Annotated in this window: 18 protein-coding genes; 10 read left to right on the top strand and 8 right to left on the bottom strand. The window is 73.0% G+C overall.

What is annotated here, in order from left to right; translation table 11 throughout:
- Positions 1-8: 8 nt before the first annotated feature.
- From ABZT02_RS30450 to ABZT02_RS30440, 3 genes are read left to right on the top strand one after another with little or no spacing between them, the layout of a single operon-like run.
- On the top strand, positions 9-695 hold the full coding sequence (locus tag ABZT02_RS30450) for a class I SAM-dependent methyltransferase (RefSeq protein ID WP_356023081.1): 687 nt from the start codon (positions 9-11) through the stop codon (positions 693-695).
- A 40-nt stretch (positions 696-735) separates the two neighbouring features.
- Positions 736-1,374, top strand: a complete 639-nt coding sequence (locus ABZT02_RS30445) for a dihydrofolate reductase family protein (protein ID WP_356023079.1) — start codon at positions 736-738, stop codon at positions 1,372-1,374.
- 37 nt (positions 1,375-1,411) lie between these two features.
- Positions 1,412-1,939, top strand: a complete 528-nt coding sequence (locus tag ABZT02_RS30440; protein WP_356023076.1) for a GNAT family N-acetyltransferase — start codon at positions 1,412-1,414, stop codon at positions 1,937-1,939.
- On the opposite strand, the gene murQ is transcribed toward ABZT02_RS30440, so the two are convergent.
- A complete protein-coding gene (gene murQ, locus ABZT02_RS30435; RefSeq protein ID WP_356023074.1) occupies positions 1,936-2,871 on the bottom strand; it encodes an N-acetylmuramic acid 6-phosphate etherase in 936 nt (311 codons plus the stop codon). The genes ABZT02_RS30440 and murQ overlap by 4 nt on opposite strands.
- A 49-nt stretch (positions 2,872-2,920) precedes the next feature.
- On the bottom strand, positions 2,921-3,796 hold the full coding sequence (locus ABZT02_RS30430; RefSeq protein WP_356023072.1) for a MurR/RpiR family transcriptional regulator: 876 nt from the start codon (positions 3,794-3,796) through the stop codon (positions 2,921-2,923).
- Between the two features lie 66 nt (positions 3,797-3,862).
- On the opposite strand from ABZT02_RS30430, the gene ABZT02_RS30425 reads away from it, so the two are divergent.
- Both ABZT02_RS30425 and ABZT02_RS30420 read left to right on the top strand, forming a co-directional pair.
- Positions 3,863-4,258, top strand: a complete 396-nt coding sequence (locus tag ABZT02_RS30425; RefSeq protein ID WP_356023069.1) for a hypothetical protein — start codon at positions 3,863-3,865, stop codon at positions 4,256-4,258.
- Positions 4,255-4,515 carry a DUF4031 domain-containing protein gene (locus tag ABZT02_RS30420; protein WP_356023067.1) on the top strand — a complete coding sequence of 87 codons (261 nt, stop codon included), beginning with the start codon at positions 4,255-4,257 and terminating at the stop codon, positions 4,513-4,515. Before ABZT02_RS30425 ends, ABZT02_RS30420 begins: the two co-directional genes overlap by 4 nt.
- Here the strand turns inward: ABZT02_RS30420 and ABZT02_RS30415 are convergent.
- Positions 4,512-5,618 carry a GNAT family N-acetyltransferase gene (locus ABZT02_RS30415; protein WP_356023408.1) on the bottom strand — a complete coding sequence of 369 codons (1,107 nt, stop codon included), beginning with the start codon at positions 5,616-5,618 and terminating at the stop codon, positions 4,512-4,514. The two genes, ABZT02_RS30420 and ABZT02_RS30415, sit on opposite strands and share 4 nt — an antisense overlap.
- 35 nt (positions 5,619-5,653) lie before the next feature.
- Positions 5,654-6,298: a hypothetical protein gene (locus ABZT02_RS30410; protein WP_356023065.1), complete on the bottom strand. Its 645-nt coding sequence runs from the start codon at positions 6,296-6,298 to the stop codon at positions 5,654-5,656.
- 43 nt (positions 6,299-6,341) lie between these two features.
- On the opposite strand from ABZT02_RS30410, the gene ABZT02_RS30405 reads away from it, so the two are divergent.
- Both ABZT02_RS30405 and ABZT02_RS30400 read left to right on the top strand, forming a co-directional pair.
- Positions 6,342-7,007, top strand: a complete 666-nt coding sequence (locus tag ABZT02_RS30405) for a maleylpyruvate isomerase family mycothiol-dependent enzyme (protein ID WP_356023063.1) — start codon at positions 6,342-6,344, stop codon at positions 7,005-7,007.
- A gap of 89 nt (positions 7,008-7,096) precedes the next feature.
- Positions 7,097-7,795 (top strand): copper homeostasis protein CutC, encoded by a 699-nt coding sequence (locus ABZT02_RS30400; protein WP_356023060.1) that lies wholly within the window; start codon positions 7,097-7,099, stop codon positions 7,793-7,795.
- Here ABZT02_RS30400 and ABZT02_RS30395 read toward each other — a convergent pair.
- Complete coding sequence (locus ABZT02_RS30395) at positions 7,792-8,367, bottom strand: hypothetical protein (RefSeq protein WP_356023058.1); 576 nt, start codon at positions 8,365-8,367, stop codon at positions 7,792-7,794. The two genes, ABZT02_RS30400 and ABZT02_RS30395, sit on opposite strands and share 4 nt — an antisense overlap.
- A 316-nt stretch (positions 8,368-8,683) precedes the next feature.
- Positions 8,684-10,654 carry a UvrD-helicase domain-containing protein gene (locus ABZT02_RS30390; protein WP_356023406.1) on the bottom strand — a complete coding sequence of 657 codons (1,971 nt, stop codon included), beginning with the start codon at positions 10,652-10,654 and terminating at the stop codon, positions 8,684-8,686.
- A 369-nt stretch (positions 10,655-11,023) separates the two neighbouring features.
- Between ABZT02_RS30390 and ABZT02_RS30385 the strand changes: the two genes are divergently transcribed.
- Positions 11,024-11,206: a hypothetical protein gene (locus ABZT02_RS30385; RefSeq protein WP_356023056.1), complete on the top strand. Its 183-nt coding sequence runs from the start codon at positions 11,024-11,026 to the stop codon at positions 11,204-11,206.
- A 15-nt stretch (positions 11,207-11,221) separates the two neighbouring features.
- Here the strand turns inward: ABZT02_RS30385 and ABZT02_RS30380 are convergent, their stop codons facing one another.
- Positions 11,222-12,868: a DNA repair helicase XPB gene (locus ABZT02_RS30380; RefSeq protein ID WP_356023053.1), complete on the bottom strand. Its 1,647-nt coding sequence runs from the start codon at positions 12,866-12,868 to the stop codon at positions 11,222-11,224.
- Between the two features lie 168 nt (positions 12,869-13,036).
- Between ABZT02_RS30380 and ABZT02_RS30375 the strand changes: the two genes are divergently transcribed.
- Positions 13,037-13,582, top strand: coding sequence for a hypothetical protein (locus ABZT02_RS30375; protein WP_356023051.1), 546 nt, complete (start codon positions 13,037-13,039; stop codon positions 13,580-13,582).
- Between the two features lie 28 nt (positions 13,583-13,610).
- On the opposite strand, the gene ABZT02_RS30370 is transcribed toward ABZT02_RS30375, so the two are convergent.
- A complete protein-coding gene (locus tag ABZT02_RS30370; RefSeq protein WP_356023049.1) occupies positions 13,611-16,175 on the bottom strand; it encodes a helicase C-terminal domain-containing protein in 2,565 nt (854 codons plus the stop codon).
- A gap of 156 nt (positions 16,176-16,331) precedes the next feature.
- Between ABZT02_RS30370 and ABZT02_RS30365 the strand changes: the two genes are divergently transcribed.
- Positions 16,332-17,375, top strand: a complete 1,044-nt coding sequence (locus tag ABZT02_RS30365; RefSeq protein WP_356023047.1) for a hypothetical protein — start codon at positions 16,332-16,334, stop codon at positions 17,373-17,375.
- The last annotated feature ends 20 nt before the right edge of the window (positions 17,376-17,395 follow it).

Below are 17,395 nucleotides of genomic sequence, written 5' to 3'. Positions count from 1 at the left end.
AATGAACCATGCCCCTTCTGGACGCCCTCGCCCGCTTCAACCACGCCCACCCCTGGAGCCACAACGCCCACTTCCACCGGTGGATCATGCGCCAGGTGCCCCGCCGCTTCGACCGTGCCCTCGACGTCGGCTGCGGTTCCGGGGACCTCGCCCGGCTGCTGGCCACGCGCGCGGCCCACGTGCACGGCATCGACAGCGACGAGCGGATCATCGGTGAGGCGAGGGAGTCGACCGGTCCTGGGCTTCCCGTCGACTTCTCCGTCGCGGACGCGCTGTCGTACGACGAAGGTGGCCGTTATGACGTCATCACCTGTGTCGCCGTACTCCATCACCTGCCCCTGACCGAGACCCTCAGCCGGTTCGGACAGCAACTGGCGCCCGGCGGAAGCCTGGTGGTCGTCGGGCTGACGCGGGAGGACACCGGGGTCCAGACACTCCTCGGCCTCGCGTCCGTCCCGCTGAACCTCGTCATCGGCTGGGTGAAGAACAGGGGACGTAAGGCACCGCAGCGCCCCGTCGCGATGACCGCACCGACCCGTCCGGCCGACGTCCCCTACACCGAGTTCGCCCGCGAAGCCCGCCGCGTCCTCCCCGGCGTCCGGCTGAGGCGGCGGCTGTTCTGGCGTTACACCCTTGTCTGGAAAAAGGTGCGCGGGGATGTCGATCCAGGCAGGCTCAAATCGACGCAGGGGTGAGAGCACGACACCGCACGCCACCACGCGAGAGGCGAAGACCATGCCCAAGGTCCGTGTACACAACGTGACGATCTCCCTCGACGGCTTCATGGCCGGTCCGAACCAGCGACTGGACGCCCCGTTCGGTGACGGCGTCGGCTGGGGCGACGACCTGCACAGCTGGTTCATCTCCGCGTCGGAGGACGCCGCCGCCGGGAAGTCCGGCATCGACGTCGACTATTTCGTCCGCGGCGACCAGAACATCGGCGCCACGATCATGGGGCGGAACATGTTCGGCCCACAGCGCGGGCCGTGGGAGGACGAGTCCTGGCAGGGCTGGTGGGGCGACAACCCGCCCTACCACCACGACGTCTTCGTCCACACCCACCATCCGCGCCCGACGCTGGAGATGGCCGGCGGAACCACCTTCCACTTCACCGACGAGCCGCCGGAGACGGTCCTCGGGCGCGCCTTCGACGCCGCGGACGGCAAGGACGTACGGATCGGCGGCGGGGCGGCGGTCATCCGGCAGTATCTGCGCGCCGGGCTGATCGACGAAGCACACCTGGTGATCGCGCCGCTCCTCATCGGACGCGGGGAACGCTTGCTCGACGACCTGGGCGACGGGATCGACGGCTACCGCGTGTCCGAACTGGTCAGCTCACCGAACGTCACCCACGCGCTGCTGGTCCGCCGTTGAGCTGACGGCCGGTTCGATTCCCGGTTAGCGTGTCCGGATGGAAGATCTTGGACCCGTCGTCTGGCCGCCCGAGCCGATCAGGACCGAGAGGCTCGTGCTCCGTGAGCCCGAGCCCCGGGACCGTGCGGCGTTCATCGAGCTGCTCGCCTCGCCGGAGGTGCACACCTACCTCGGTGGTCCCCGGCCGCGTGACGAGCTGGAGCGCGAGCTGCCCGGGGTGCCCGAGCAGTGGCCCGGGAGCTTCGTCGTCGATCTCGACGGGGCGATGATCGGCCAGATCCTGCTCAGGAGGGCAACCGGGCACAGCCGCCCGGCCGCCGCGGGCAAGGCCGATCTCGGCTATCTGTTCCTGCCACGGGCATGGGGATCCGGGTACGCCACCGAGGCATGCGCGGCGGCGCTCGGCTGGCTCGATCGCGCGCTTCCCGGTGAGGCGGTGGTGCTCACCACGCAGACCGCCAACGTCGGCTCGATGCGTCTCGCGGCGAAGCTGGGGTTCACCGAGGTGGAGCGATTCGAGGCCTGGGGCGCCGAGCAGTGGCTCGGCATGCGCTCTCACCTCTAGCGGGCCGTCGCCGCCAGTGCCGCCCGCAGGTGGCCCCCCGACTCCGCCAGCAGGTGGGCCGCAGTGGGCCCGTCGATGTCGGCCAGGATGGTCAGGATCGCGTTCTTCACCTCGCCGTCCGTGGCGGCCAGCGCCCGCTCGACCTCCTCGTCGCCGGCGCCGGTGGCGAGGGCGACGATGCGGCGGGAACGGGCGCGCAGCTTCTCGTTGGAGGCGCGGACGTCGACCATCAGGTTTCCGTAGGTCTTGCCGAGGCGGATCATCGTGATCGTCGACAGCATGTTGAGGACGAGCTTCTGTGCGGTGCCGGCCTTGAGGCGGGTGGAGCCGGTGAGCAGTTCGGGGCCCACGACGACCTCGATACCGTGCTCGGCGGCCGCGGCGAGCGCGCTGTCGGCGTTGCAGGACAGGCCGACGGTCAACGCCCCCTGTGCACGGGCGTGTTCCACCGCGCCGACGGCGTAGGGGGTACGTCCGGACGCGGACACCCCGACCACCGTGTCCGCGGGCGTCACCGCGAGGGCGTCCAGGTCGGCGCGCGCCAGGTCCGCGGAGTCCTCGGCGCCCTCGACGGACGTGACCAGCGCCTCGGGGCCGCCCGCGATCAGGCCCACGACCTGCGCCGGGTCCGTGTTGAAGGTCGGCGGGCACTCGGAGGCGTCCAGGACGCCGAGGCGTCCGGCGGTCCCGGCACCGGCGTAGATCAGCCGGCCGCCCCGGGCCATCCGCTCGGCGATCGCGTCGATGGCGGCGGCGATCCGCGGCAACTGCCGGGACACCGTGGCGGGCACGGAGGCGTCCTCGCCGTTCATCAGCCGGGCGATGTCCAGGGTGGGCAACCGGTCGATGTCGGCGAACTCGGGCCGAAACGCCTCGGTGGTGAGCGTCTCCAACTGGGCTTGCAGATCACGGGGGTCGGAGGTGGAGGTCATGAGGGAGTGGCTCTTTCTTCGTGACCGACGTCTGCCGGGTGACTCGTCTCTACCGACGGTGCCGATGGGCCAGCGCCTCGTAGGACGCGGCCAGCGCGGGCGCCGCCGTCTCGTACGTCCGTTGCGCCACCCCCACGAACAGACAGTCCACCACCAGCAGCTGGCTCGTCCGTGACGACATGGCCGCGGGCCGCAGCTCGCTCTCCCGGGCCGTGGACGTCGTCAGCACCTGGTCGGCGTACTGCGTCACCGCCCCGTCCGGCCGCCCGGTGATGGCCACCGTGGTGGCGCCGCGCTCGAACGCGACCCGCAACGGCTCGATGACGTCCCCGGTCGACCCCGAGTGCGTGATCGCGATCGCCACGTCCCCCGCCCGCAGCTGCACCGCGTTCGTCACCGCCAGATGCGGATCGCTGTGCGCCTGCGCTATCAGCCCTATCCGGAGCAGCTTCTGCGTGAGGTCCTGTGCGACGAGACCGGAGGCCCCCACCCCGTACACGTCGATCCGTCGCGCCGAGGCCGTCGCGGTGACCGCCGCCCCCAGCTGCACGGTGTCCAGCCCGGCCGCCGTGTCCGCGAGGGTCTGCTGCTCGTCGTAGGCGAGCTTGGCGACCACGTCCGCGATCGGATCGTCCACCGCGATGTCCGTGGTGATCGCCGGCGCCCGCCCGGACTGCTGCTGCGCGGCCAGCCCGGCGAGGGCGAGCCGCAGGTCGCGGTATCCGGGATAGCCCAGCAGCCGGGCCGTCCGCACGACCGTCGCCTCGCTCGTCCCGGTCAGTTCGGCGAGGCCCGTGACGGTGAGCGCCGCGCACCCCGCGGGGTCGGCGGCCACGGCCTCGGCGACCCGGTGCATGGAACGGGTCATGGACGGACCCAGCGTGCGCACCTTCGCGGCGAGAGCGCTGCCGAAAATTTCCTTCACTTCCTGGGGCACGACTGAAAGATATTTTCGGCTCGGTTCGTGGTCAAGAGCCCGCACAATGGCTCCATGGAGTCCATCGGTCCACTTGAGCAGTCCCTGCACACGGCACGCGCCCTCGTACTCACCGACCTGGCCGCGAGCCAGGTCGCCGCCGCGGACGTGGTGTCGATGGTCGAGGATTCCGTCGTACAGCGGCGCTGGTGGGTGGAGCAGTGGCCGGAGGGCGCGGAGTTCGTGGCGGGCCTGATCGCCCAGGACGTCCAGGACGCCCTCCTCGAGCGCCACGGCCGCTGGCCCCTGTGCCCGGTGTGCGGCTCCGGCGACCCGCACGCCTTGGAGATCGAGCCGGAGCTGGGCCCCGATCCGCACTGGGTGTGCCACCAGGCGGGCGTGAAGGTCGCGCCGGTCGGCTCGCTCGGGACCGCGATGGGCGGGGCGGCGGGCGGGGACTCCGCCTCGTGACCGTCTACATCGACCCACCGACCTGGCCGGGCCACGGCCGCATGTGGTCCCACCTGATCAGCGACGTCTCCTTCGACGAACTGCACAGGTTCGCCGAGGAGCTGGGAGTTCCGCCACGGGCCTTCGAGCGGGATCACTACGACATCCCGTCGCACCGGTACGCCGACGTGGTCGCGGCGGGCGCGGTGGAGGTGAGCAGCCGGGAGGTGGTGCGGCTGCTGACCGGGTCGGGACTGCGCCGGCCCAAAGGCCGCTAACCGGCCCCGCCGGGAAGGACGTACAGCCACAGCCCCGGTTCCACATCCCCGTACACCTGCTCCTCCTCCACGCTCGCCCGCGCGAACCCGGCCCGGGCGATGACGCGTTGGGAGGCGGCGTTGTCCGGCTCGATGGTGGCGCAGAGGCTGCGCACGTCGTCGCGGGCCAGGGCCCAGTCGCTCAGTGCGCGCAGGGCCTCCGTGGCGTAGCCCTGACCGCGGGCGGAGGGGGCGAGGTCGTAGCCGACCTCCGCGCGGCCGTCCTCGTCGGGGGCGCCGTGGAAGCCCATACCGCCGATCGCGCGGCCGTCCTGTCGCCGGACGAGGGCGAAGAGGCCGAACTCCGGGCGGTGGACGCCCGCCTCGTAGGCCTTGATGGTCATGCCGGCGGCCTCGCGGGTGCCCTCGAAGGGGCCGTCCTCGACCCACTCGAAGTCACCGTCGCCGCCCGCGGCCAGTTCGGCGGCGGACGCGGGCGTGACGCCCTGGAGGGTCAGGCGCTCGGTGGGCAGGACGAGGTTGTTGCTCCAGCGCCACCCGGTGCGCGGGGCGCGGCCGGGCAGGTCACCGCGGCCGGTGGCCCACAGGAGGGTGCGCCAGGGGTCGGGGCCGGGCTGGACGTCGGGGAAGATCCGGGTCAGCACGTACTCGGGGAGCCGGGCGGGGGGCTCGTACGTCAGGCCCAGGCCCTCCGCGATGTCGTACGTGTGCAGCAGGACCTCGGCGATGCCCATCGCGGCGAAGCCCACGCGGTTCGCGCTGCGGAAGGGGTACGGGTGGAAGGCGCGGACCTCGCGCGGGGTGCTGCGCAGGGTCGCCGCGAGCAGCGTGCCGGCCGTCTCGATGACCTGGAGGGCGCCCTCGGCGTCCGTGTCGTCCTCCAGGAAGATCTCGAAGGGGACGTACTTCTCCTGCGCCCGGCCCGCCAACTGCCCCGCGTACGCGATCAGATCACTCGCGATGTGCTCGGCCGTCTTCAGACAGCTCCACTCCACCCGGCCGGCCGGCACCCCGGTCCAGTCCCGGTCCACCGCCGTCCGCAGTACCGCCACCGCGTCCGCGACGGCCTCCGTCAGCCGTTCCGCGCCCAGGTCTTCGCCCATGTCAGCCATGCGGGCAGGCTATGGCGCCGGGCGCCTCAGAGCGACAGCATTTCCAGTTCCGAGGTGAGGTTGTAGCGGGCCGTGGCCTCCCACTCACGCTCCCCGTACGGCGTCCTGAAGAGCCGGGGCAGATCGAGCAGTTGGCGGAGGATCGCGGACCGGCCCTCGCGGAAGGCGTCGCTCGGGACGAAGCCGTACTCCTCGCGGACGGCGGCCGTGTAGGCGGCGTACGCGGAGGGCGGGGCGGCGAGGATCGCGAGGTCGGCGTCGCAGAGGACCTGGCCGTCGCGGTCGTCGTCGGCGGGGTCGTGGGCGGTGGTGAGGCGGACCAGGCGGGCGACCTCGGCCGTCGCGGCCCCCGGGAGGCCGGCTTCGGGGAGGGCGCGTTCGGCCAGACGGGCGGAGCGCTCCTCGTTCTCCGAGCGGTCCGGCAGGTAGACGGCGTCGTGGAACCAGGCCGCGAGACGGACCAGGTCCGGGGCCTGCGCGTACTCCTCCAGTACGTCGATGTGGTCGAGGACCGCCGTGAGGTGTCCGACGGTGTGGTACCGCCGCTGCGGCTCCTGCCAGCGGGCGAGGAGGTCGTCGGCGTACGGCGCCGGATCGGGGCCGTCGGTTCCGGGGCGGGCGCCCTCCAGGGCACGGGCGAAACGGTCGCGGAGGTCGTCGAGATCGGCCATGGCGTCATTGTCCCCCCGGCCGCCCCCTGGCACCTTGGGCCCCATGACTACAGACGCCGAACGCGACCCCGAACTCCCCGGCCGCCTCCTGACCACCGAACGCGACGCCCTGATCCCCCTGCTGCGCTCCCGCCCGGACACCGACTTCGCGCTGCCGACGGCCGGGTGCCCGGGGTGGAGCGTGCGCGATGTGCTGGCGCACTGCTCGTCCGCGCTGACGCGGGTGGTGGAGGGCAGATTCGAGAAGGGCGTCTTCTCGCCCGCGTCGAACGACCGGGACATCGCCGAGCGCGCGGACTGGACGAACCAGCGGATCGTCGACGAGCTGGAGCGCGGGATGACGGAGGCGGGGCCGGTGATCGCCGCGGCGGGCGGGGTGCTGGACATCATCGGGCTGGGCGAGTGGGTGCACGCGGGAGACGTCCGGGAGGTGTTCGGGGAGCCGGGCGCTTACGCGGGCGCCGGTCTCCCGGACGCGCTCGCCCTGCTGGCCCGCACGACCCGGGAGCGCGGCCACCTCCCCCTGCACGCCGACCTCGACGACCTGGACGAACCGGTCCGCCTGGGCGATGCGGCGGGCGACCGCACGCCGGCCCGTTACATCGGGGACGCGGCGACGCTCGTCCGGCTGTACTCGGGGCGTCCGGTGGAGGGGCGGGCGTACGAGCTCGCGGGGGCGGAGGCGAAGGAGCTGAACATCTTCGGCTGAGACGCGCCGGTGAGGGGGACCCCGTGGCGGCGTATTCTGGAATTGGACTAGACCTGTAGCCGCCCGAGACCGTCGACGAATGGGGTCCCATGAGCAAGCGTGCAGTCCTGGAGGTGATCGCCCTCGACACCGAGGACGCGATCGCCGCCCAGGCCGGAGGCGCGGACCGGCTGGAACTGGTGACCGACATGGCGGCGGACGGTCTGACGCCGACGGTCTCCACGGTCACCGCGATCCGGGCCGCCGTGGACATCTCGGTGCGGGTGATGCTGCGGCTGTCGGACGGGTTCGCTGCGGGGGACGTCTCGCAGGTGGCCCGGGCGGCCCGGGAGCTGCGGGACGCCGGGGCCGAGGAGTTCGTACTCGGGTTCCTGGACACGGCCGGCGAGGTGGACCTCGCGGCCGTGGAGCGGGTGGCCGAGGAACTGGACGGCTGCCGCTGGACCTTCCACCGCGCCATCGACCACGCGTCGGACCGCAACGCCCTGCGCAAGCAGCTGGCCGACCTGCCGGGGCTGGACACCTACCTCACGGCGGGATCCGCGGCGGGCGTGGACGAGGGGCTCCCCGTACTGCTCGCGGAGGCGGGCAGGGCGGGGGAGCCGGGGTACGAACAGCAGCTTCTGGTGGGTGGCGGGCTACGACTCGACCATGTGCCGGGACTGCGGGCGGCGGGGATCGACGCGTTCCACATCGGCGGGGCGGCGCGGCCGGACGGCTGGGGAGCGCCGGTATCGGCGGAGGCGGTGGGGGAGTGGCGGCGGGCGGTGGACGAGGTGCGCGATTAGCCCTTCAGCGGCCGCAGGCACAGGGCCGTGTTGCCGTCCTCGCTGTACTCGAGGTAGGCGTAGTACTCGCCGGACTCGCACGAGACGGCCGGTTCGTAGACGCGGTACTGCGCGGCGGAGGAGTCACAGGCCTCGGGCCTGAGCTCCTGTGCCGGCCAGGTGGCGTCGTTGCGGGCGCAGGAACCGGACGTCAGGGTCGGGGTGTCGGCATCGCGGGCACCGGAGCCGGCACTGTCGTCCCCTGGTCCGACCACCAGCCCGATGACCAGAAGCGCCGTGAACGCGAACACCGCCAGGCCCAGCAGTCCCACCGGGATCAGCGCCAGGATGCCCGCCGGCCGCCTGAACACCGGCTTGCCGGGATCCAGCGGCGGCCGGAACCCCGGCGCGACCGGCTCGGGGATGCGCCGGATGCCGGACAGCGCGCTGAGGTTGGTCAGCAGGGTGAAGGGGGTGATGAGCACCGACAGCGGCCCCCACCAGCCGAGCACCATGGTCTCCGCCTGCATGTCCCGGAAGCTCGCCAGCGCGCAGGTGCGGCAGAACACGCCCTCCCGCCGCAGGAACCGCATGATCACCACCATCCCCTGGTGACCCCGGATCGTCACCGGGGCGGCGGGGGCCGCCCCACAGATCTGGCAGGCGGCCGTCGGCGGGTAGGGCCCCGAAGCCTGCGGGTACGGTCCGGGAGCCGGTTGGTACGGCCCGGGCACCTGCGGGTACGGCCCGGGAGCCGGTTGGTACTGGTACGGGCCCGGAGCCGGAGTCTGCTGGTACGGACCGGAATGCGGAGGGTGGGGCCCCGAAGTCGGCTGGTACGCGGGGTGCGAGGGCGGCGGCGTGCTCAACGGGGGCCTCTCCGGGGGGACATGTGAACGGAGCAGCACCTTACTCGGCGAGCGCCGCGGGCAGCGGTGCCGCGTGCGTCACGATCAGGCCCGACACCGCTCGGGTCAGGGCCACGTACAGCCGGCGCAGCCCGGTCCGCTCGTCCGGTTCGCCGTCCACCACCGCCTGGGGCTCGTCCAGGACGACGTAGTCGTACTCAAGACCCTTGGCGAGGGACGCCGGGACCAGGGTCAACCGGGTCTCGGCCGTGGTCTCCTCGCCCGGCGCGAGATACGGGATCCCCGCCGCCGTCAGCGCCTCCGCCAGGGCCGGTACCCGCGCGTCCGCCGCGATCAGACCGGTCGAGCCCTCGTTGCGCAGCAACTCCTCGCAGGCGGCGACCACTTCGGCCGTACCGTCGATCTCCCGGACGTCGAAGAACCCCGGGTTCTCACGGACCGACGCCACCGGGGTCAGGCCCGGCGCGATGTGCGGCAGGAGCCGGGAGGCGTAGGTGATGACGTCCGTCGGCACACGGAAACCGGCCGTCAGCTCCTCGATCACCCCGTCGGACTTGCCGAGGTGGGCCAGTGCCTCGTCCCAACTCCGCGTCGCCCACGGCGTGGTGCCCTGCGCGAGGTCGCCGAGGACGGTCGCCGAACCGGTCGAGCAGCGGCGGCCGACTGCGCGGTACTGCATCGGGGAGAGGTCCTGCGCCTCGTCGAGCACCACATGCCCGAGCGAGTGCGTGCGCTCCACGAGGTCCGTCGCCTCGTCGATCAACACCGCGTCCGCGGAAGACCACTTGGCCGACTTCACCGACCGCACCGGCTTCGCCCACAGGATCGTCTTCTGCTCGTCCTCGTCGAGGACGCCCGCCGCGTGTTCGGCGAGGAAGTCCGCGTCCGTCAGCAGCCGGAGCACCAGCTTCGCCGGATCCACCGGCGGCCAGATCGCCTTCACCGCCGCCTTCACCGCGGGGTTGCGGGCCACCGCGTCCTGCACGCGGTCGTCCGGCGCCTCCCCGGACCGCTCCATCTGCACCAGCACGGTGTGCGCGACGCGCTGCGGGAGCGCCTCGCGGGCGGCGCCGTAACGGATGCCCCGGTCGAGCAACTCCCGCACCATCTCCTCGATCTCGTACGCCGGGACCCGCCACCTGCGTGACCCGCGTACGACCATCACCGGTTCGGTCGGCATGGTCACGTGGGAGTAGACGGCCCGCCTCAGCACCTCCGCCATCCTCGCGTCGCCCTTGAGGACGGCGGCGGGCGCGTCATCGGTGCCGCGCACCTCCAGGCCCGCGGCCACCAGGTCGTCGACGGTGGCCTGCTTCACCGCCAACTCACCGAGCGCGGGCAGCACTTGCTCGATGTAGTGCAGGAAGGACCGGTTCGGTCCGATGACGAGCGTGCCGGTGCGGGCGAGCCGCTCCCGGTGGGCGTAGAGGAGATAGGCGACCCGGTGCAGGCCGACGGCGGTCTTCCCGGTACCCGGGCCTCCCTGGACGCAGACCGTGCCGCCGAGCCCGGACCGTACGATCTCGTCCTGCTCGGGCTGGATCGTCGCCACGATGTCGCGCATCGGGCCGACGCGCGGGCGCTCGATCTCCTGCTGGAGCAGCTTGCTGGTGGCCGCGGCCTCAGCGGGGTCGGAGAGGTGCTCGTCCTCGTACGCCGTGATGTCCCCGCGGGTGTATCCGAAGCGGCGACGCAGCCCGACGTCCATCGGGTCCTTCTTGGACGCCCGGTAGAACGGCTGCGAGACCGGCGCCCGCCAGTCGATCACCATCGGGTCGCCGTCGTGGTCGTGGACGTGCCGGCGCCCGATGTAGAAGCGCTCTCCCTCCGCGCCCTCGGCCCGGTCGGCGCCGGGGGAGTGCAGGTAGTCGAGGCGGCCGAAGAACAGCGGGGTGTCGCTGAGGTCGGCCAGCGCCTTGATGCGCTCGCCGATCTGGCGGGCCAGGACCTCGGCGTTGACCCAGTTCGCGGTGACGTCCTTGATGTTCAGCGACTCGGCGTCCTCGCGCATGGCGCGCAGTGCGGCACGGGAAGCGGCGAGGTGGGAGCGTTCGCGGGCGAGGGGGTCGTCGTCGAGGGGCGCGGGCAGGGCAGACAAGGGGGTGCCTCCGAAGGTGCTGCGGGGTGGCTGGCTGCCGGGTGATGGCAGCGAGGTGCCGACCGGTTTCCGTCCGGTCGGCGGCACTCCGGGAGGGAGGCGGGCAGGAGCGGAGATCCTAGGGCAGGCCCCCGGCGCGGCGCCAACCGTCTTTCCATCCCCTAGGGGGTCACCCCTCCGCCCATCAGGGGAGGCTCCCCCCACAGGGTGTACTCAGGTAGCACAAGAAGTGGCTACCTGGGACCGATGCCCTCCTTATGCCTCGAAAGCCACTATGGAGGCATGAGCGCAGCGACCTTCACCCCAGCACCCGGTCGCCCGTCCGGGGCGACTCCCCTCTCCGGTATCCACAGCACCCACCCCCTGGGCAACGCCCTCCGGGCGGTCCGCGTCTTCGCCGGCGCCGCCTTCGACGTCGTCATACTCGGCGAGTACGGCGAGGAGGCGGGCGTCCGCCGCCGCTGAGCGGATGGCGCCGGCTCAGGCCCCGTCCGCCAGCAGCTCGTCCGCGTCCACGATCCGGTAGGCGTACCCCTGTTCCGCCAGGAAGCGCTGGCGGTGCGCCGCGAAGTCCTGGTCGATGGTGTCCCGGGCGACGACGGAGTAGAAGTGGGCCTGGTGGCCGTCCGCCTTCGGGCGCAGCACCCGTCCGAGCCGCTGGGCCTCCTCCTGGCGGGAGCCGAAGGTGCCCGAGACCTGGATGGCGACCGTCGCCTCCGGCAGGTCGATGGAGAAGTTCGCCACCTTCGACACCACCAGCACGCTGATCTCGCCCTCCCGGAAGGCGCCGAAGAGCTTCTCCCGCTGGGCGTTGGAGGTCTCGCCCTTGATGACGGGGGCGTTCAGATGCTCGCCGAGTTCGTCGAGCTGGTCGATGTACTGGCCGATCACCAGGATCTGCTGACCCGCGAACCGCCGTACCAGAGCCTCCGTGACCTTCCGCTTCGTCGCGGTCGTCGCACAGAAGCGGTACTTCTCCTCCTGCTCGGCCGTGGCGTAGGCGAGCCGCTCGGAGTCGGTCAGGTTCACCCGCACCTCGACACAGTCGGCCGGCGCGATGTACCCCTGTGCCTCGATCTCCTTCCACGGCGCGTCGAACCGCTTGGGCCCGATCAGCGAGAAGACGTCCGACTCCCGCCCGTCCTCGCGCACCAGGGTCGCGGTCAGCCCGAGTCTGCGCCGGGCCTGGAGGTCGGCGGTGAACTTGAAGACGGGCGCCGGCAGCAGGTGCACCTCGTCGTAGAGGATGAGCCCCCAGTCCCGGGAGTCGAAGAGCTCCAGATGCGGGTAGACACCCTTCCGCCGGGTCGTCAGCACCTGGTAGGTGGCGATGGTGACGGGTCTGATCTCCTTGCGCGTCCCGCTGTACTCGCCGATCTCCTCCTCGGTCAGCGAGGTCCGCTTGATGAGCTCGTGCTTCCACTGCCGGGCCGAGACGGTGTTGGTGACGAGGATGAGGGTGGTCGACTTGGCCTGCGCCATGGCCCCGGCGCCGACCAGCGTCTTACCGGCACCGCACGGCAGGACGACGACCCCGCTGCCGCCGTGCCAGAAGTTCTCCACGGCCTGCTTCTGGTACGGCCGGAGTGCCCAGCCGTCCTCGTCCAGCTCGATGGCGTGCGCCTCGCCGTCGACGTATCCCGCGAGGTCCTCGGCGGGCCAGCCCAGCTTCAGCAGCGTCTGCTTGATCTGCCCGCGCTCGGAGGGGTGCACGGCCACGGTGTCCGGGTCGAGCCGCGCCCCGACCAGCGGGATGATCCGCTTCGAGCGCAGGATCTCCTCCAGCACCGGCCGGTCGGTGGTGGTGAGCACGAGCCCGTGGGCGGGGTGCTTGCTGAGCGTGAGCCGCCCGTACCGGTCCATCGTCTCGGCGACGTCGACGAGCAGGGCGTGCGGCACCGGATACCGGCTGTACTGCACCAGCGCGTCGACCACCTGCTCGGCGTCGTGCCCGGCGGCCCGCGCGTTCCACAGGCCCAGCGGTGTCACCCGGTAGGTGTGGATGTGCTCGGGCGCTCGCTCCAGCTCGGCGAACGGCGCGATGGCCCGACGGCACTCGTCGGCCTGCTCGTGGTCGACCTCGAGCAGCAGGGTCTTGTCGGACTGGACGATGAGAGGACCGTTCACGTACATGCATCCTTCCGCACGGGCCAAACGTCCAGTGTGCCTCAACCAGGGACGATCAAGGGAGCCCGAGGAAGGCCGGGAAGGGCCGGAGAAGGCCGAACGGTCTCCCGGGCAACCCAGGCCCCCGCTCGTGTGTCTTGACTGGCGGGAGTGGGCCGGGGAGGACACATGGGGATGTCTGCGGGCAGTTGGGCGGTCGGCGGGGGAGCGGTCGTGGTGCTGGTGGCGACCGGTGCCTGGGCGCTGCGGCCGGTGGGCGCCGACACCCAGCTGTGGAACCAGGTGCGGCCGGCCATCGAGGCGCGGCTCGTGGACCAGTCGCGGGGCGCCGGGTACGGGGAGAGCGAGCCCGGGCTCCGGGCCCGGTGGTTCTGCCGGGCCCAGGAGGTGGACCTCGACGAGCGGGACGGGCTCGTGCGGGCCGGCGTCAACACCCTGTGCCTGGAGTACGGGGTGCGCGCGGGGAGCCTCGTGGAGTGCGGCGGCGCCGCGGTCCCGCAGGTGCTGCGGCTGCGGCGGGAGGCCGGCGGCGGCTACGTGGTCGTGTCGCAGGAGGAGCCGCCCGACGGCGCGGGCAACGCGAAGTGGCTGACGTCCCACTTCGGGCACGCCACCACGGCCGCGTTCGACGACACCCTGCCGTCGACCACCCTGGAGTCCGCGGCCCGTACCCACTTCGGCCTGCCCGCGGACTCCCCGGTCACGGAGTGCTGACGCGGGCCCGGGGCCCGTCCGAAAGGACCTACTCCTCCGCCAGCTCCGCCACCCCGGTCACCCGGTGCAGCGGGTACGTGCGGACCTCGTCCGCCGTGTGGTCGTACGCCGTCACGAAGCCGCCCTCGACGCGCACGGGGGCGATGACGCGCTGGCTCGCGGCACCCTCGGCGTTGACGTAGCCGATCCACAGGGCCTCGCCGGTCAGGACGGCGGCCTGCATGGTGGCGAGGGTCTCGGCGGAGCTGGTGCGGGGGAGTGCGCCGGTGGCGGGCAGGGACTCGTCGGCCTGTCTGCGGGGGGTCGTCGAGGCCAGGTCACCGGCCCGGATGGCCCGGATCGCCGCCGACAGGAGGGTCGCGTCGGGGACCGGGGGGCCGTCCGGGACGGGTTCGGGGGCCGTGCGCGGCGGGGTGCGGTGGGCGTGGGCGCGGGTGATCAGGACATCGCCCTCCGCGGACTCGGCGGCCGGGGCGAAGCCCATCGCGCGCAGGCCGTCCAGCAGTGCCGCCGGGTCGGCCTGCGCGGCCAGCACGGTGGGGGCCAGGCGGCGCAGGCGCAGGCCCGCGGCGCGCTTGTCGGCGAGGATCTCGTTGAGCACGGCGTCGTCGTCGCAGCGGACGTACGCGGAGGCCGCGCCCACCCGCAGATGGCCGTGCCTGCGCGCCACGTCGTCGATCAGATACGTCAGCGGCTGCGGCACCGGCGTGCGCGCGTGCGCGGCGAGGAAGGCGTGCAGGTCGGAGGCGGACTGGCCGGCGTCCAGGGCGCGGCGTACCGAGGCGGGGGTGAAGCGGTAGACCGTCGCCCCGCCCTTCGACTCCACGTCGGCCAGCACGTCCAGCACCTCGGCCAGCGACCGCTGCAGGGGACCGGGGGCCACCGCCGTCAGGTCGGCCTGGAGCAGGACGTGGTCGAGCGGCTCGGGCAGCAGCGGCGCGAGCAGCCGGGCGGCCGCGGCGGACGCGGTGGCCTGCTCGGCCGGGGAGAGGGGTTCCGTGCCGGCGGGGCCGTGGTGTGCGTGGCCTCGGTGCACGGCATCGACGGTGGAGCGGTGGTGCACGGGAAGCTTGTCGCCGGGGCCCTCCGGCGCCTTGCCCGGCGTCTTCGGCGCAGCAGTCGCGCCCAGCAACGCCCGCCCGTGCCCCGACAGCGCCCCGCGCCCCGTCACGCCCAGCAGCTCCGCCTCCGTCAACGTCCACTCGGCGAGCCGGGACCGCAGATCGTCCTCGCGCTGCGGCCCCCGCAGCGGACGCTCCCAGCGCAGCCGGGCCAGCACCGACTCCCTCGACGGCGACGCCCCCTCCGGCAGCCCCGCCAGCAGCGTCAGCACCCGGTGCCGTACCTCCGGTGCCGCGCTGCGGTCGAGTCCCGGGCCCAGCGTCGACAGCGTGCGGTCCTTCGCGTCCCGGCCGCCCACCAGGCCGGACACCCGCGTCGCCGTCAGCCACGCCTCCGCCAGGCGGGCCCAGCGCTGTGCCGGAGGCTGCTCCAGCCACTCGTCGTGGGCCGGGGTCGCCGCGTACCGCTCGTCGGCCTCGCCGTCGGAGGCCAGCAGGCCCGCCGCGTACGCCAGCTCGACCCAGAACGCGGCCACCGGTTCGGCCACGTCCAGGGCGACGGCCGTGCGCTTGAGGTCGCGGACGCTCAGGCCGCCCGCCCGCAGCACCGCGGGCCCGCCCTCGTCCCAGTCCTTCAGCAGCTCCTCGACGGTCGCGAGCGCGGTGTACGCCTGCCCGGCCGCCGTCGCGTCCACCACCTGTGGACGGTGCGTCGCCGCGGGCTCCACGGCCGGCGGCAGCGGCTCCACCTCGCGGTGCGCACGGCCGCCGCGCAGATGCAGGGCCACCTCTCGCGGGAGTACGACCGTCCCGGGCGCCGTCGGCACCAGCAGCCCCAGATCCAGCAGACGGCGCAGATGGGCCGCCGGGTCGGCGGTGACCTGGCCGTACGGCGGACCCCACACGAGCCGCGAGAGTACCTCCCGCGACTCCTCAGGGAGCCCGGCGAGCAGCGCCGACATCCGCTTCCGGTCGGTGAACAGGGCCGTCAGCGACGCCACCGCGGAGACCGCGTCGTGGGTCGAGCCGAGCCCCGCCGCCGCGACGATGTCCTGGATGCGGCCCGGCGACATCCCCGCCGTGGCCTCCTGCACGGTCGGCCCGAGCCCGGTCGGCGACGGATGCTGCGGTGAGGGCGCGAGCAGCTCGCGGGCCGTGCGGACCAGCCGCAGCCGATCGTCGTCGCCCCACACCAGGGCCTGCTCCCGCAGGGTGCCCAGGGCACGCGGGAGCGCCGCCGAGACGGCCGGATCGCCGCCGTCGCCGGTCAGCAGCGCGAGCAGTTCACCGTAGGACGCCGGGTCCGCCGCCACCGCCAGCGCCTCCGCCGTCTGGAGCGCGAAACGGTCCAGCCGCTCCAGCGCCCGCACCACCGACGCCCGCGTCCCGGCCCGGGTCGCGAGCTGGGTGAGGTCGGTCGGCACGGGGGTGATGAGGTCGGGGCGGGCACGCAGAAGCGCGGCCAGGGAGACGTCGTCCCTGGCCCGGAGCGCTTCCGCGAGGGAGCGCGGCGGTACGGCCGGGTTGCTCATCCGACCAACGGTAGCGGGTGGCGGGGCGGGGCAGGGGTGTCGAACCCCGCGCCCGCGGAACCGTCCCCGTCGGCGCCGGGGCCCGTCCGGTCGGCGGCTGCCTGCGCTAACGTCGTCCCACGGGGTATCCAACGCACCCGCCCCGGAGGGGACTTCGTGGGTATCGAGAGCGATCAGGTCGTCTACGAGTATCTGAGCCGCGTCGGCGATGTCGCGCAGCAGCGGCAGTTGCCGTCGTCGACCCGTATGCGGCTCGTCTCGGAACTGCGCAACGAGATCGACCGGCGGCGCGCCAAGGTCACCGTGGACTCGCCGGCCGCCGTCCGCCGGATCCTCGCCAAGCTGGGCAGTCCCGACGAGGTGGTCACCGCAGCCGGGGGCACGGCGGGCAGCGCCCTGCAGGCGCCGGTCGTCGCCATGCCCGTGCAGCGGGACCGGGAGTCGGAGGAGACCGAGCGGCCCAAGGGGCTGCGGAAGGTCGTCCCCCGGCCGCGCCCCGGCACCCCGCCGCAGCCCGCCCCCGCCCCCGACCGCGACACGTCCCACGGGCCCCACCTGGCCGGCCTGGACGAACTCGGCGACAGCGCGACCCAACCCGACTGGTGGCGGGTGGACAGCAGTCCGTTCGGCGTCGGGGACAGCGTGCCGGGGTTCGTGGGCGGCGTGGAGATTCCGGAGCTGCTGAAGCCCCCGCCGCCCAAGGAGGAGAAGAAGCCCGAGCCCGCGCCCGCCGTGGAGCAGACGGCGCCCGTGCCGGTGGTGAAGGCCCGGACGGCCTGGTGGAAGCCCAGGAAGGCCGCCAAGGTCGCGGAGCCGGTCGTCGAGGCCGTCCCCGTCCGCCGACGCCCCTTCCTGCGCGCCGGGAGCTGGAGCAACCCCCTTCTCCTCCTCGCCGCCGCCCTTCTCGTCGCCGGTGCCGTGCTCGGCAACCTGCTCGTCCTCGTCGTCGGCTGGCTCATCGCGTGGGCCTCGCGCCGGCTGTCCGACGCCGAGACCAAATGGGCCGTCGTGTTCCTGCCGAGCCTCTCGCTCACCGCCGGGGTCGTCTGGCTGTGGGGGAGGAACGAGGGCCGCTGGGGCGAGCCGATCGCCCAGGGACACCTGAACGACGCGGTCGCCGAGACCTGGCCATGGGTCGTGCGAGGGGCGGCCGTGGCGTCGGCGCTGTTCCTGGTGTGGCGCTCGCAGCGGCAGCGGTAGATCACCGGAAATCGTTGTCC

Source organism: Streptomyces sp. NPDC005402 (assembly GCF_040606575.1).
Lineage (GTDB): Bacteria > Actinomycetota > Actinomycetes > Streptomycetales > Streptomycetaceae > Streptomyces.
Note: the sequence above shows the minus strand (reverse complement) of the source record. Positions and strands in the feature narration are given on the sequence as shown.

Coding starts and splice junctions, on each gene's coding strand:
- ABZT02_RS30450 (WP_356023081.1), top strand. CDS start 9: ATGCCCCTTCTGGACGCCCTCGCCCGCTTCAACCACGCCCACCCCTGG.
- ABZT02_RS30445 (WP_356023079.1), top strand. CDS start 736: ATGCCCAAGGTCCGTGTACACAACGTGACGATCTCCCTCGACGGCTTC.
- ABZT02_RS30440 (WP_356023076.1), top strand. CDS start 1,412: ATGGAAGATCTTGGACCCGTCGTCTGGCCGCCCGAGCCGATCAGGACC.
- murQ (WP_356023074.1), bottom strand. CDS start 2,871: ATGACCTCCACCTCCGACCCCCGTGATCTGCAAGCCCAGTTGGAGACG.
- ABZT02_RS30425 (WP_356023069.1), top strand. CDS start 3,863: ATGGAGTCCATCGGTCCACTTGAGCAGTCCCTGCACACGGCACGCGCC.
- ABZT02_RS30415 (WP_356023408.1), bottom strand. CDS start 5,618: ATGGGCGAAGACCTGGGCGCGGAACGGCTGACGGAGGCCGTCGCGGAC.
- ABZT02_RS30410 (WP_356023065.1), bottom strand. CDS start 6,298: ATGGCCGATCTCGACGACCTCCGCGACCGTTTCGCCCGTGCCCTGGAG.
- ABZT02_RS30405 (WP_356023063.1), top strand. CDS start 6,342: ATGACTACAGACGCCGAACGCGACCCCGAACTCCCCGGCCGCCTCCTG.
- ABZT02_RS30400 (WP_356023060.1), top strand. CDS start 7,097: ATGAGCAAGCGTGCAGTCCTGGAGGTGATCGCCCTCGACACCGAGGAC.
- ABZT02_RS30395 (WP_356023058.1), bottom strand. CDS start 8,367: ATGCGGTTCCTGCGGCGGGAGGGCGTGTTCTGCCGCACCTGCGCGCTG.
- ABZT02_RS30390 (WP_356023406.1), bottom strand. CDS start 10,654: ATGCGCGAGGACGCCGAGTCGCTGAACATCAAGGACGTCACCGCGAAC.
- ABZT02_RS30385 (WP_356023056.1), top strand. CDS start 11,024: ATGAGCGCAGCGACCTTCACCCCAGCACCCGGTCGCCCGTCCGGGGCG.
- ABZT02_RS30375 (WP_356023051.1), top strand. CDS start 13,037: ATGGGGATGTCTGCGGGCAGTTGGGCGGTCGGCGGGGGAGCGGTCGTG.
- ABZT02_RS30370 (WP_356023049.1), bottom strand. CDS start 16,175: ATGAGCAACCCGGCCGTACCGCCGCGCTCCCTCGCGGAAGCGCTCCGG.